Here is a 13,232-nt window from a genome sequence, read left to right on the forward strand (position 1 = left end):
TTGTTGGCAGGATTATGGATATTCCTTTCTATGCAGGAGGTGTTGGATTGTTACTCCCATGAGGAGCTTGCCGCTTTGCAAGAAACAGCTCAGGATTTCCTAATGTGACTTGTGTAGATAGCTATGCTTATAAGGTGTGGGTATTTAACGCAGGGTTTGCTTCGTTTATGGCAAACCCTACTTTAATAGGTTTTCCTATACGTTACCGACTCAAAAACTGGGAAACTTCAGTTGTTTATTATTAGGGCTCTAAACGGCACCTGTTAATAGGTGCTATAATTTGCTCATAAAACAATAGCCAAAGGTGTAGCAATGCTTACTAAATTTTCTGAAGATGTTATTCCGCTCAGTGATCTGAAAATCAACCCTGGCAAAGTCGTTAATCAAGTTAAAGAAACCCACAGACCCGTGTTGCTTACCAGTCGTGGTCGTGGTGTTGCTGTGGTTCAAGACCTAGATGATTACGAAAAGAACCAAGAAGAACGGGTATTCATGAAAGCCGTTACCCAAGGGTTAATGGATGTCAAAAATGGAAACGTCATGGAATTAAGTGAGGTCAGAACCAAGCTGGGTATTCGTTAGATGAGACTGTTGTTTGCCGAGTCTGCCTTTAACGATCTTGCCGACATTCAAGCGTACTATCTGGAACAAGGTGCCCCTACCATCGGCGATAAGTTTGTAGCTGAAATAATTGCTCATGCTGAAGTCCTGGAAGATCATCCTGAAATCGGTCGTATAGTGCCCGAATTCGACGAACCCAAAATACGCGAACTGATTCATCCACCTTTTCGTATTGTGTATTGGCTGGATAACCAAACAATAAATGTAATTAGGATATGGCGTAGTGAACGATTGTTACAACTGCCTGCCCCAAATTGAGCAGGAGGCTTGCGTGAATTTTGCGTGTTTCGGTTGTGATTCGTTATGCTCAGTTATGCAAATCACGCAAAAAATGATATTAAAATAACAATAAAATCAATAAGTTATAGTAAAATGGCATGATTTGTAATCAGCCGGTCGCGGGTTCGATTCCCATCGCCAGCTCCAAGGATTTCAAAGGCTTAGGTGTTTTTCACCTAGGCCTTTTTTGTGCCTGTCGTTTTTAATAGCCTATAGGCATTTGAGAAAATCCGCCATTAAAAATAGGCATGCAATGCCCACAAAAAAGCCGATGTTACCCGGCCTTGATTTTCTGCATAACTGATATGTGTAACATTAATCAACTGCATGAATAATGCAGGGCAATCGAGCTTAAATCATCCTGATGACATGAAGTAAATAATCATTATCCCATCCGGCCTTTAACCGCTTGATCTTTATAGACGATTTTCTACCGGAAATAAGGCAGCAGATTGAAGAGCTGTGAAATAATAATAGATTATGGAATAATGATTAACGTTACGCACTGTCCCCGAAAAGCACGAAAAACCTAGAGTCATATATGACGGCGTAAATACCAAGTCATTCATATTCATGTGACTGGATACTGACGCTCATGTCAGCATGCCGATGCTAGCCAAGGTTCCTTTACTCATTCAGAAGCTTTGGTTATTACAACAGACACGCTTTTCTGTACCCAGTTTTTCGTGCTTTTTTGTGATTTTCGTGGACTGCGATTTTTTTATTATCTATACATGCAACATCAGATAATAATATATAGTATCAATCGCTCTTAATTATGGGAATATCCTTGTGGCTCTACCAAAACGGATTAAACTCCTAGTCTTCCTGCTTTTATGGCCGTTGTTTTCCGGTTGCGTTCCATCGGCGCTGCATCAGGTATCCGATTCGATTGCTAGCGGCATTCTCGACCAAAGCGACGTCATCATTGTCCGCGAAGGCTTGCCAGCCTATCTGTTAATGACGGACGGATTGATCGAAAAAAATCCGGACGATATCGGCCTGTTGGTATCGGGAGCCAAACTTTATGCTTTTTTTGCTTCTGAAATGGTTAAAGATGATACCCGAAGGCGCAACCTTACGGAAAAAGCGCGCAGCTATGCCCAGCGAGCGCTATGCTTGAAAGAACCCAAGCTATGCAACATCGATACCTTGGCTTATGATGTTTTTACACCGGCGCTGCAACCGGTCGATCAAGATACGCTGAATGAGCTGTACACCTACGGATTAACCTGGGCCGCCTGGTTACAGGCACGCAGCCGGGACTGGAACGCAATTGCCGACCAGCCAAAAATCGAGGCCATATTTGAAAGAGTGCTCAAGCTGGATGAAAGTATGGATTTCGGACGCGCCCATTATTACTTAGGTTTACTCCGCTCACAGTTGTCTCCAGCCTTAGGGGGGGAACCGGAAGCCGGTAAAAACCACTTCGAACGGGCTATTGAACTGTCCAAGGGTAAAGATCTGGCCGTCAAAGTGGCCCTGGCCCGTGACTATGCGCGTATGATATATGATCGCAGCTTGCATGACAGATTGTTGCATGAAGTCCTGCAGGCCAATCCCAACGTTTCCGGCCTGACTCTTTCCAACACGATGGCGCAACTGGAAGCTCAACGCTTATTGGATGAATCCAATAGCTATTTTCAGGAGTAAACTATGCACAGATTCACGGTCGCCCTGTTCTTTGTATGCCTGACGCTTTTTTCGCAGCAGGCTTTATCGGTTACCCTGAAGATTGCCACCGCCTCGCCGGACGGGACAGTCTGGATGGAAAAGATGCGCCAGGCTGCAGACGAAATTAAACAACGCACATCCGGTCGCGTGACCTTCCGTTTCTATCCCGGTGGCATCATGGGCAACGACGCCAGCGTCATGCGTAAAATCAACGTCAATCAGCTGCAAGGCGGCATCATCCCTGGCGGCGGATTGAAAAATATTTACCCTGATTCGCAAATCTATAGCCTGCCGCTGATTTTCCGGTCTTACGATGAAGTCGATTATGTCCGCTCCCGCATGGATGATCTTATTATCAAGGGTCTGGAAAAAAACGGCTTTATCAGTTTCGGTTTGAGCGAAGGCGGCTTTGCCTATTTGATGGCGGATAAACCGGTGGCGCGGGTCGAGGACCTTAAAGGCCAGAAAATATGGGTTCCAGAGGGTGATTACATCAGCCGCAGCGCTTTCCAGACGGTCGGTGTCTCGCCGATCTCTTTGCCGCTTACCGATGTTCTGACCGCTTTACAAACCGGCCTGATCAATACTGTCGCCGCCTCACCGATGGGAGCAATCGCCTTGCAATGGCATTCCCGCATTAAATATGTCACCGACGAGCCGCTGGCTTATTTATACGGGACGATGATCGTCCAGGCCAAAGCCTTCGCCCGACTCAAATCCGAAGATCAACAAACAGTACGCGAAGTCATCGGTGCAGTTTATAAAGACCTGAACAGCATCAATCGTCGCGGCAATACCGAAGCGCTCAAGGTTTTACAGCATCAGGGCATTCAATTCGTGCCGACCGATAAAAACGACCAGAGCAGCTGGCGCTCGATGCTAGAAGCGACTGAAGTAAAAATGGGACGAGAAGGCATACTCAGTCAACCGATAATCGACACCTTAAAAAAGCACCTGCGTGATTTTCGCCAGAGCCGTGGCTAAGCTATTAACGCTATGTGCCGACATCTAACAATCTGGTTAATGCGCTTGGAAGATGGCATACTGGTCACGATACTGGCTGCGATGATAGTCCTCGCGATCGGCCAGGTGGCGCTCCGGAACGTTTGGGGCAGCGGCATTGGCTGGGCCGATCCGCTGCTGCGTATTCTGGTGTTATGGATCGCGCTACTGGGCGCGATGGCGGCCACCCGCGACCGGAACCATATCAGCATCGATGTATTGAGCAAATTCTTACCCACTTACCTGAAAAACCCCGCTCAATTATTAACCTACTGGTTTACTGCCAGCATTTGCGCATTGCTGGCCTGGCAGGGCGGACGTCTGGTGCTGCTGGACTACCAGGAAGCGACCACGGCGTTTGCTTCAATTCCGGCCTGGGCCTGTGAACTGATTATCCCGCTCGGTTTCGGCGTTATGAGCCTGCGGTTTTTCCTGTACGGACTCCAGGTTTTAGGCAACAGAGAAACATCATAATGCTGCTGTCGCTGATACTGATTATTTTGGCGTTATTGGGAACCCCGTTATTCGCCATTATTGCCGCTGGCGCGTTGCTCGGGTTTTATCAGAACGAGGTGGACCTGACAGTCGTGGCCATCGAGTTTTACCGCTTGGCCGATATGTCGATCCTGTTGGCCATTCCATTATTCACTTTTGCCGGCTATTTATTGAGCGAAAGCCGCGCCCCAGCTCGCCTGATGCGCCTGACCCAGGCATTACTGGGCTGGTTGCCGGGCGGCCTAGCCATGGTTGCACTGACCGCCTGCGCGTTGCTGACCGCGTTCACCGGCGCCTCCGGCGTTACTATTGTCGCGTTGGGCGCATTGCTGTACCCGGCTTTGATCCAGGCCGGTTACCGGGAAAACTTCAGTCTCGGCCTGGTCACCACGTCCGGCAGCCTAGGCTTGTTGTTTGCGCCTTCGTTACCGCTGATACTTTACGGCGTGATTGCTCAGCAAATGGGCGTAGGCAGGCCTTTTACCATCGATGAATTATTCCTGGCCGGCATCATGCCTGGAATTCTGATGCTGGTTTTACTGTCGGGCTGGAGCTACTGGCAAAACCGTCATTTAGCCTTAGCCGAATTCACCGCCAGTGAAGCCTGGAAGGCCCTGCGCGAAGCCCGCTGGGAACTGCCACTGCCGTTCGTCGTGCTGGGCGGGATTTACAGCGGCTATTTCGCCGTGTCGGAAGCCGCTGCGGTCACCACGGTTTATGTCCTGATCGTCGAAGTATTGATATACCGGGAGATCAGTCTTGAACAACTGCCGGCCGTGATGCGCAACGCGATGGTTATGGTCGGCGGTATTCTGGTGATACTCGGCGTGTCGCTGGCATCCACCAACTACATGATCGACGCTGATGTGCCGGGGCGTCTGTTCGGCTTTGTCAAGGATCACATTTCCAGCAAGCTGACGTTTCTGATGGTGCTCAACATCTTTCTGCTGATACTGGGCACCATGCTGGACATCTTTGCGGCGCTGGTCATCATGATTCCGTTGCTGCTTCCGATAGCCGTCGGTTATGGCGTGGATCCGGTGCATTTGGGAATCATTTTTCTCGCCAACATGCAGATCGGTTATTTTACGCCACCGGTCGGCATGAACCTGTTTATCGCCAGTTATCGGTTCAAACGCCCGATGTTGCAGCTTTACCTGGCTACCTTGCCGTTCTTTTTTATTCTGCTGCTGGCCGTGCTGATCATTACCTACTGGCCAACACTGACGCTGGGTTTGCCCAACTGGCTGAATTCTAATAGCGGCCAGTGAATGAGCATACTGTTGAATCGCTAAGGGGCCAGGAAAATACTGTTATAAGTAGGCAACCAAAAGTTTTTTAACAAAATGAAAAAACATTTGTCTCCTTATTTACCATGAAGAACACGAAGATCACGAAGATCACGAAGAAAAATAGTTAACTTCATGTCCTTCATGCTCTTCGTGGTTACTAAAAAATGTTAAAAGACTTTTGAACGACTACTTACCGTTTTATCCATGAATAACGTAATAAAACCCCACCCTGAACGCATAGGTATCTACACAACTTTAAATATATATAATCAGTTGGTTAGGGAAATATAGTCGGTTTTTCATAAAGATAATCACCTTTACGAGGTGAGTTTTGACACTCAATGCAGTCAGTTGTTAACCAGAAATCATGAATAATCGAATTTAACCAATTGTTTTATAAGTCATTAAACTTGTGTAGATACTTATGCCCTGAACGGCGGGATTTTACGATGCTTTTCGATAAATTTATTTGCCCCAGCTTAAGTCCAAGCTATAACCTTTTACTCTACAAAAGGATTCAGTAGACTAACGCCCGTGTTTTCAAAATACAAAACGTGCCGTGGAACAGAAACAACTCAACCTATACGGCTTCTCTGCTGCCGGTATGACGGGTTAACTTAAGCCCTTAATTAATCAGAAATCGGTTTAATGGCAGACCCTGTCATTCCATCTATGCCCAATGTTGGCAGGATGATGATTTCTCTATCGCTATAAACGCCTTCTGCGATGGTCATTAATCCGATTGAATGGGCAATCAGGCATAAGCCTTTCAAAAAAGCTTGGTTGCCTGTATTGCTATCAATACCTCGGATCAGGGACGCATCAATCTTGATGTAGTCCAGGCTAAGGTCATGCAGTTCACCTAAGCGTAATATTTGTGCGCCTACATGCTTAACACCAATTTTACAGCCTAGCGGTTTGAGCGTTTTACAAAAGTGCCTAAACTCATCCAACTGGTTAAATACACCGTCCTCGGTAACCTCAAGCCATAAGTGTTGGGCGATATCAGGATGCTGCTTAAGCTGCGCGATCAGTTTATCCAGATAGGATGGGTTGCACATAGCACCTGTAGAAACATTGAGTCCGATGGCTAGGTTTCCCCCCTCAGCAAGTGTTTCAATTGCAAATTCGACGACCCGGTCGTCAATCTGAGTAATCAAATCAAGTTTAATCGCCCAAGAGATAAACTCGGCTGCCGAAACCCAGGCGCCATCTTTTTCGAGTTGCAGACGCACCGGACTCTCATTATGGATAAGCTTGCCCGATGAAGAGATGACCGGGAAAGCGGCAAGTTTCAAGCGCTTGGTGTTCAGCGCGGTTGTCAGCATATTGCGCCACTCAACTTCATCATTATTTTCATAGGTGGTGATGAAGTTATGGTTAATCAAATCGATGATGTCAATTTCATCTGCCCCCGCTTTTTCGTTGGCGGTAGAGATGAGTTTTTTGAGACCTTCGAGTTGATCCGATTTGCTGATTTTGCTGAATGTTGTTGATAAATTAAAATTCGGGAAAGTATCCTGTAGGTTACTGACGACCTTTAATTGAACGTTCTTGATCTGAGTGGCTAGTACATGATGATCTGTCGGCAGCTTTGAAAAAACTGCAAAATCAGCGCCAGTCAAGCGGCCTGCGATAAGTGAAGGATATTGATGACATAATGCTCCCAGCGCATTACCCATTTTCTTCAATTGCGCATCGGTCTCTACGCCGCCAAGTGTTTCGTTGATTTCTGCCAGGTTGGAAATATGAGAGACAACCAGCACACCATCATTAAAGCTTTCTTCGTCGGAAACATGTGCGGTCACGCGACTGATGAAATATTTTCGGTTCATTAATCCGGTAACGGGATCATAGTTGGCCTCCAGTCGCAGCCCTTCCAATAGTTGTGTTTGGTCTCTCAGCATCTCCTTGATCCGGTTGGAAAGGCGGTTCATAGCCCGGGCCAGGGTTTTAAATTCGATGGTTTTTGGCTCCTGAATGGTGAAGAAGTTTTGGTCACCAATGGCTTCAGCCATGTTGACCATCTCTTTTAACGGGCGGAGTATCCTTTTTAAAATAATTGTGCTTATCAAGCCGGTGATGGCGGCAATAATTGCGCTCCAGAACAAGGCCATTAAGGTTCCGTTCCATAAATCCTGATAGGCGAATTCGGTCGTGCTTGCCAGCGACAACGTGCCATATTGCGACCAGCCATTTTGTATCTGCGCGATGCCGGGGGGAGCGCTAATATGAATAAGCTTGCTAAACCAGAGCGGAACATCCGGCGATTGGCTGCTGCTTTCCCTTTCAGTCATCAGTTTGCCGTTAGGATCGGTGAGCCTGATGTACTGGTAGTGTCCATTGTCGAACTGTGCAGAGAGCATCAGGTCAATGATTACGGGATCTTTTTCCATTTGTGATATCGATAGCGCCAGAGAGACGGCGTTATCGATATTTTTCATCTGGAGTTGTTTTTCAAGATACTCTTTGCTGGATATCGTATTGACGACAATGCTGGCACTAAAAGCCAATGCTATGGCGATGATGATGGCTATCCATAATTTTTTAATGAGAGACATAGTGATTCCTTATAATTATATTTTGTCTATACCGTCAGCTTGAATCCGCTCCAGTACATTACGCCAGCGTGAAAGACTGTTCAAAGACCCACCCCTAGGAGTATTGGCCGCACCAGTCCAAAGACCCTCGCTATTGAATGCAAAAATCGGGATCAAGTCACCGCGTCGGGAGGCAGGGCGAATCTCTGGAATGAGATTGTCAAGAATGAGGGGTTCTGCCGTAGGCGTCGCATAGTAACTCAAGACCATGTGCGCCACGAAAACCCTACTGCGCGGACCGCCTATTTGGGCTCGAACATAGGTAAGTTTGAGGCGCTCATTGGGGATATTAAGCACCCTGAGGAATATGTATTTGGCAATACTAAAGTCTTCACAGTCGCCACGCTCCATACCCAAAGACTCTAAGGGTGTTGCCCAATAGTCGGATTCGCCCCAAATATTAATGTCCTCATCAAAGTATTTGATTTCCGTATTAAAAAAGTCATTGATGCCTTTGACCTTTTCCATGTCTGATGCAGACTTGAGTTGGTCAACAGTGGCTTGCAAACTTAAAATAGTATTTCGTGCAGAAATTCCATATCTTTGGCCCGCGAGACTGGCTAACTTGTTAAAGTCGGTTGCATTGGATAGGTGAAATAAAATAAAAAAAACAAGAATACCTAAAATAATCTTAATCAAGATATTTTTCATCGGGTTAAAAAAGAGGACTGGCTGTGTTATGACTATGACCTCAAAGGATGGCTGATATGTAATTTGCTTTCATGCTATCGGTCCTAGCGGTATTTATGATCTAAATTGATAGGTAAGCTTGCAAATTTTTAAATAAACTTCTGTAAATATAGCCTAATACCCACGGTTCGCTCATTTTTTGCAATAAATTGATTATTATAGATGATTTTTGTTGCTTTTTGGCAAAAAAGGCCACTTCTACTGTTGCAACCAATTGAATATAAATATGTTTTTAAAAATGAGCAAACCGAAGGCTAATATATTCATACGACAAGCCTGTCAACAACACCCATTTTTTTAAATTCCATTACCTATCATATAGTTGGGAAGAAACAAAACAAGCTTGGCTTTGAACGGAGCATCTAAGGGAAAGCACATTTTTTAGGTGAGCGATAAAATCGTTCTATTGACTCCGACTAGGTTTATACTCGGTATGGCATGTAATTTATTGGATTTTTTCTCTGTGCATGACAAAAATTAGATAAAAATCTATAACGCATTGGTTGTATTTACTTATTTCCGCCTTATGAGATATTTAAAATAGACCTACAAATCGATGTATTGACTGGCTTTGTCATGAGCAAAGGAGATTTCCACGATGATCCGATTATTTCCACATATCCGTCTTTTTTTAGGTTGTGTCGTTATTTTTTTTCTCAATGAGTCGTCTTGTTTCGCTCTATCCGATGAAGAACTAACATTAAAGCTGGAGTACGAACCTCCGTCCACACAAAAGTTGCTGAAAGAGGCGGCTAAATTAGCTCACCATGCTCGCGGTTCGCACGACTTATGGCAGGCGGCTGTGCGTTATTGCGAAGCGGCACGTTTAGGTAGCACTGAAGCACAGTATCAACTCGGCATGTTATATGCGTTTGGCGCCGGCGTGCCCAAACAACGCAATTATGCGGCAGCGTTATTTTCGATGGCAGGTCAGCAGGGACACTATGAGGCTCAGAATATGCTGGAGTCAATTCGATTAGAATCATCAACATTACCGGGCTGTATAAATTCTGCTACCCAGCAACCGGAAAAACCAATCTTCTTTAGCTCAACCGTAGGTTACGATATTGACATTAAAACCAGACTGAGTCGGCTGCCGAAAAGCAAAATCTGGATTGTGGATATGGTCAGAACGATGTCCCCCTGGTATGACATCGATCCGCACCTTGCTTTGTCTATTATCAGTGTAGAGTCTAATTTTGAGCCGGATGCCCGCTCACTTAAAAATGCGATGGGGTTAATGCAAATCATTCCTGCAACGGCAGAGCGTTTTAACGTGGGGGATGCGTTTAATGCCTCGCAAAATATTAAAGGCGGTTTAAAGTATTTGCAATGGTTGTTACATCGTTACCAAGGCGATGTTGCGCTGGTGGCAGCTGGATATAACGCGGGTGAAGGTGCTGTAGATCGCTATCACGGCGTACCGCTCTATCCTGAAACAAAGCAATATGTGACGCATGTGCTAAGGTTGTATCAGAAAGAAAAATGCTGTTAAGCGAAGCTTCCTGGACTTGCGGCATCTTCGATATCACTCGACATCAATATAGTCCCAGACGGCAGCTGAACAATAAAATGGAATGGGACGGCGGGATATTGCTTGCCGTGCCGCCATCATCCCATAACACCAGTCGAACTTGCCGGTACTGTGGTTATATATCGAAAAACACAAGCAAAGTTCCTTTGCGTCGATTGCGGGTACGAAAATTACGCCGATGTAGCCGCTACGATCAACGTGTTAGAGTGGGATACCGCTTGTTGGCCTATAGAGAATCGGTGCAGTCAGGCCGTTCTGTGAAGCAGAAACCCGCCGGAAGCGACTCAAGCAAAAGCTTGCTTGAGTCGCTTCCGGAATCGCTGGCCTTTAGTCAGAATATGATGTCAGAAAAATTGATTTTAAAAAAGACCTTGTTCGTCATCAATTAGATTTAATTGCTTGCTACTCTTACGCATAGTCTGTCTTTCTATCAGACGTTTCTGGGCAGGCTCAGAAAAATCGGTAAATCGAATCAAATCGCGTTCAATCAGCATTGAGATTAGATCCTCCAGTACCCGCGCAAGCTGAATATCACTCTCTCGAAACGGATCCTGCTCGGCAATGGCCCATTCCAGGAAGCCAAGATACTCCCTGGAATGGGCATCAATAAATTCCCACTCCGGGGAGTTTATCTCTTTCGGACTCACCGCCATGATGTTGCCATCGGCATCCCTAATCACATAAGCCATACAACGCCTCTCTTACTCGCCAAATTATCCAGCATTTTCAGTCAACCCATATTAATTATCCGTGATCAGTTTTTGACTGTCGAGCATGCTTTGAATCATCGCTGCTTGGGTATCATATCCCGTTACCAAATCAACGGCCTCCAGCGTAATGGTTTGATCGACTTTCCCCGCATCATAGTTTTCTCCGATGCCGTTTCCACCGTTACTGGTGACAGAGATAACGGTATCTGAACCGGATTTATCAAAGTGCAGATAGTTAGCAAGACTTGTGTCATGTTCCCCGGTCAAAAGATCCCTCAAATCCAGCACATTATTTCCATTACCAAAGTCGGTCACAATATCATGCGCTGGATTACCAGCCTCGCCCTTATCTGCTAAATTCCATTTGAAGACATCCGCACTCGCTCCACCGGTTAGTATGTCGTTGCCCGTGCCGCCAATCAGGATGTCGTTGCCGTTGCCACCGGTCAGGGTGTCATTACCGGCACCGCCAACCAGAAGGTCATCACCTCCGTTTCCTGAGAGTATATCGTCACCATCACCGCCAAGCAGGTAATTATCGGCATTATCCCCGGTGAGGGTGTCGTTACCTGCTGTACCCGAAATCGTAGGCTGCGCCGGATACAGGGTTGCACCGATGAGGCCATTGACGCTGTCGCCATCGCCATCGGTACCTTGCACAGTGTAGGTGATGTCATCTACCGCAGTGGGCACGCTGTCCACATTGACAGAGAACGATGCTGATACTTGATCTCCGTCACCATCGGTGGCCGTGGCGGTAAAGTTCAGTGCCAAGTCAGAGGGCACGATCTTGTCGATCAGGCTGAAGCCCTGAATACGAACAGCATCGTTCGAATCGGGGTGATCAAAGCGTACCTCTATGATGTTGAATTCCACATCCGACTGGATACTGACCACCTGCGAAGACGCCACGTTCTTCAAGCCCGTGAGGCTGATCGTGCCGCTATCGACCACAGTGGTACCGTCGGCCGCAAAGGCCTTCCAGTAAATAGTCGTGGCATCTATATTGCCTGCTGCCGCCACCACTGTGAACTGCATGCCATCTACCGGCTGCACCACACTGGCGCTAAACCCTTCGTTGTCGTCCACATTGCCGTTGCCAATACCAAACCCGATACTGTTGGCGTTGATGTCATCCACATTGGAGCTGGTGGAATTAATCGGGGCAAAGGTGGTTGGATTGAATTGCAAACCATCGAAGGTCACACTGTTGGTGCCAGCGGTCAAAGTGACCATCTCTTGTGGACCACCTGCCGTCACCTGAGCAAAGTTAAGAGGAATCAACTGCGTGGGCTGCGGCGTTACCAGATTGAAAGTATAAGTGCTGTTGTCGCTCAGAGTGACGGTGTAGAACACCGCGTCTGTACTGTCGTAAACATTATTAAGACCGTTGATTGAGGCAGTCAACGTCTTGCCATCGTCAGACAAAATATTAGTGATTCCCTCCAACTTGGGTGTACTTGTGAGCGTGAATGCACCTGTCGATGCCGCATGATCCGCACCAAATGACAGGCCTGTAATCGTCCCGATGGTGGAAGCCGTACTATTGCCAACGACGAGAGATTCGATGTTTGTGAGGACCGGCATGTCGTCTTCGATGGTGATGCCAATCCTGCTTGAAGCAACTGGATTGCTGCCGTCGGACAAGGTCACACCGACATTGAAACTCAAGGTATCTTCGACGTTGGTTAAAGCATGGTCTACCGGACCAAGCAAGGCAACCGTATAGCTGAGGGCGGTGGATGCTGGAGTAACCGCAGTGGAACCTCCGTTAAGGGTGATTTGAATGACGAGTTCGGAACCAGCTTTGCCGAGAATGATAGCGGGATTATCGGAATCATAAGACCAAGCAATTACGACTCCACCAGATTTGAGAGTGGTGGGCAAACCGACCAAGCTAAGTTCTGCTGTGAGCGGAGCTGTGCCAGTGATGGCGATCGTGCTAGTTCGTGTTGCGAGATCCGTGGTGTCGTTGCTGCCTGTCGTATCCTTAACTCCAGCAACAAGTCCTTCTTCGGAGACACTGAGAGAGGATGTTCCGATAGTGGGGGCAACATCGTTGACCGGGGTCACGTTGATGGTCACCGTCGCCGTGTCGGTGGCACCCTGACTGTCGGTGATGGTGTAGGTGAAGCTGTCCCCGCCGTTGTAGTTGGCATTGGGCGTGTAGGTGAAGCTGCCGTCCCCGTCCTGCGCCAGCGTACCGTTGCTGGTCTGGGTGAAGCCGGTGATGCTATAGGTGTCGCCTTCCGGATCGCTGTCGTTGCCGGTCAGCGCGCTCGCGGCAATGGTCAGCGGGGTGTCTTCCGCCGTCGTCAGTGCGTCGTTGTTCGCG

The 13,232-nt window shown here is 47.2% G+C and carries 12 protein-coding genes; 8 read left to right on the forward strand and 4 right to left on the reverse strand.

What is annotated here, in order from left to right; all coding sequences use genetic code 11:
- The first annotated feature begins 312 nt into the window (after window positions 1–312).
- From RW114_RS17925 to RW114_RS17950, 6 genes are all read left to right on the forward strand, one after another.
- Window positions 313–582, forward strand: a complete 270-nt coding sequence (locus tag RW114_RS17925; protein WP_340124124.1) for a type II toxin-antitoxin system Phd/YefM family antitoxin — start codon at window positions 313–315, stop codon at window positions 580–582.
- Window positions 583–879: a type II toxin-antitoxin system RelE/ParE family toxin gene (locus RW114_RS17930; RefSeq protein ID WP_340124125.1), complete on the forward strand. Its 297-nt coding sequence runs from the start codon at window positions 583–585 to the stop codon at window positions 877–879.
- Between the two features lie 813 nt (window positions 880–1,692).
- Complete coding sequence (locus RW114_RS17935) at window positions 1,693–2,553, forward strand: TRAP transporter TatT component family protein (RefSeq protein ID WP_340124126.1); 861 nt, start codon at window positions 1,693–1,695, stop codon at window positions 2,551–2,553.
- Window positions 2,554–2,556: 3 nt separating this feature from the next.
- On the forward strand, window positions 2,557–3,558 hold the full coding sequence (locus RW114_RS17940; protein WP_340124127.1) for a TRAP transporter substrate-binding protein: 1,002 nt from the start codon (window positions 2,557–2,559) through the stop codon (window positions 3,556–3,558).
- Window positions 3,559–3,570: 12 nt separating this feature from the next.
- Entirely contained in the window at window positions 3,571–4,050 is a 480-nt protein-coding gene (locus RW114_RS17945) for a TRAP transporter small permease (protein WP_340124128.1), read from the forward strand.
- A complete protein-coding gene (locus tag RW114_RS17950) occupies window positions 4,050–5,342 on the forward strand; it encodes a TRAP transporter large permease (protein WP_340124129.1) in 1,293 nt (430 codons plus the stop codon). Before RW114_RS17945 ends, RW114_RS17950 begins: the two co-directional genes overlap by 1 nt.
- Window positions 5,343–5,992: 650 nt before the next feature.
- On the opposite strand, the gene RW114_RS17955 is transcribed toward RW114_RS17950, so the two are convergent.
- A complete protein-coding gene (locus RW114_RS17955) occupies window positions 5,993–7,924 on the reverse strand; it encodes a bifunctional diguanylate cyclase/phosphodiesterase (protein WP_340124130.1) in 1,932 nt (643 codons plus the stop codon).
- Window positions 7,925–7,939: 15 nt separating this feature from the next.
- Window positions 7,940–8,614: a transglutaminase-like cysteine peptidase gene (locus RW114_RS17960; RefSeq protein ID WP_340124131.1), complete on the reverse strand. Its 675-nt coding sequence runs from the start codon at window positions 8,612–8,614 to the stop codon at window positions 7,940–7,942.
- 637 nt (window positions 8,615–9,251) lie between these two features.
- On the opposite strand from RW114_RS17960, the gene RW114_RS17965 reads away from it, so the two are divergent.
- Both RW114_RS17965 and RW114_RS17970 read left to right on the forward strand, forming a co-directional pair.
- Window positions 9,252–10,148 carry a transglycosylase SLT domain-containing protein gene (locus tag RW114_RS17965; RefSeq protein WP_340124132.1) on the forward strand — a complete coding sequence of 299 codons (897 nt, stop codon included), beginning with the start codon at window positions 9,252–9,254 and terminating at the stop codon, window positions 10,146–10,148.
- Entirely contained in the window at window positions 10,139–10,576 is a 438-nt protein-coding gene (locus tag RW114_RS17970; RefSeq protein WP_340124133.1) for a hypothetical protein, read from the forward strand. Before RW114_RS17965 ends, RW114_RS17970 begins: the two co-directional genes overlap by 10 nt.
- Here RW114_RS17970 and RW114_RS17975 read toward each other — a convergent pair.
- Together RW114_RS17975 and RW114_RS17980 are read right to left on the reverse strand one after the other, a co-directional pair.
- A complete protein-coding gene (locus RW114_RS17975; protein WP_340124134.1) occupies window positions 10,547–10,876 on the reverse strand; it encodes a hypothetical protein in 330 nt (109 codons plus the stop codon). The genes RW114_RS17970 and RW114_RS17975 overlap by 30 nt on opposite strands.
- 51 nt (window positions 10,877–10,927) lie before the next feature.
- Window positions 10,928–13,232 (reverse strand): tandem-95 repeat protein (locus RW114_RS17980; protein ID WP_340124135.1); only part of this gene is annotated, 2,305 nt, incomplete at its 5' end.

Origin of the sequence: Methylobacter svalbardensis, from assembly GCF_037671525.1 — a bacterium.
Lineage (GTDB): Bacteria > Pseudomonadota > Gammaproteobacteria > Methylococcales > Methylomonadaceae > Methylobacter_A > Methylobacter_A svalbardensis.

Excerpts from the sequence above, each read along its gene's own strand:
- RW114_RS17955 (WP_340124130.1), bottom strand. The coding sequence starts at position 7,924 with ATGTCTCTCATTAAAAAATTATGGATAGCCATCATCATCGCCATAGCA.
- RW114_RS17965 (WP_340124132.1), top strand. The coding sequence starts at position 9,252 with ATGATCCGATTATTTCCACATATCCGTCTTTTTTTAGGTTGTGTCGTT.
- RW114_RS17945 (WP_340124128.1), top strand. The coding sequence starts at position 3,571 with ATGTGCCGACATCTAACAATCTGGTTAATGCGCTTGGAAGATGGCATA.
- RW114_RS17930 (WP_340124125.1), top strand. The coding sequence starts at position 583 with ATGAGACTGTTGTTTGCCGAGTCTGCCTTTAACGATCTTGCCGACATT.
- RW114_RS17975 (WP_340124134.1), bottom strand. The coding sequence starts at position 10,876 with ATGGCTTATGTGATTAGGGATGCCGATGGCAACATCATGGCGGTGAGT.
- RW114_RS17940 (WP_340124127.1), top strand. The coding sequence starts at position 2,557 with ATGCACAGATTCACGGTCGCCCTGTTCTTTGTATGCCTGACGCTTTTT.
- RW114_RS17925 (WP_340124124.1), top strand. The coding sequence starts at position 313 with ATGCTTACTAAATTTTCTGAAGATGTTATTCCGCTCAGTGATCTGAAA.
- RW114_RS17970 (WP_340124133.1), top strand. The coding sequence starts at position 10,139 with ATGCTGTTAAGCGAAGCTTCCTGGACTTGCGGCATCTTCGATATCACT.
- RW114_RS17950 (WP_340124129.1), top strand. The coding sequence starts at position 4,050 with ATGCTGCTGTCGCTGATACTGATTATTTTGGCGTTATTGGGAACCCCG.
- RW114_RS17960 (WP_340124131.1), bottom strand. The coding sequence starts at position 8,614 with ATGAAAAATATCTTGATTAAGATTATTTTAGGTATTCTTGTTTTTTTT.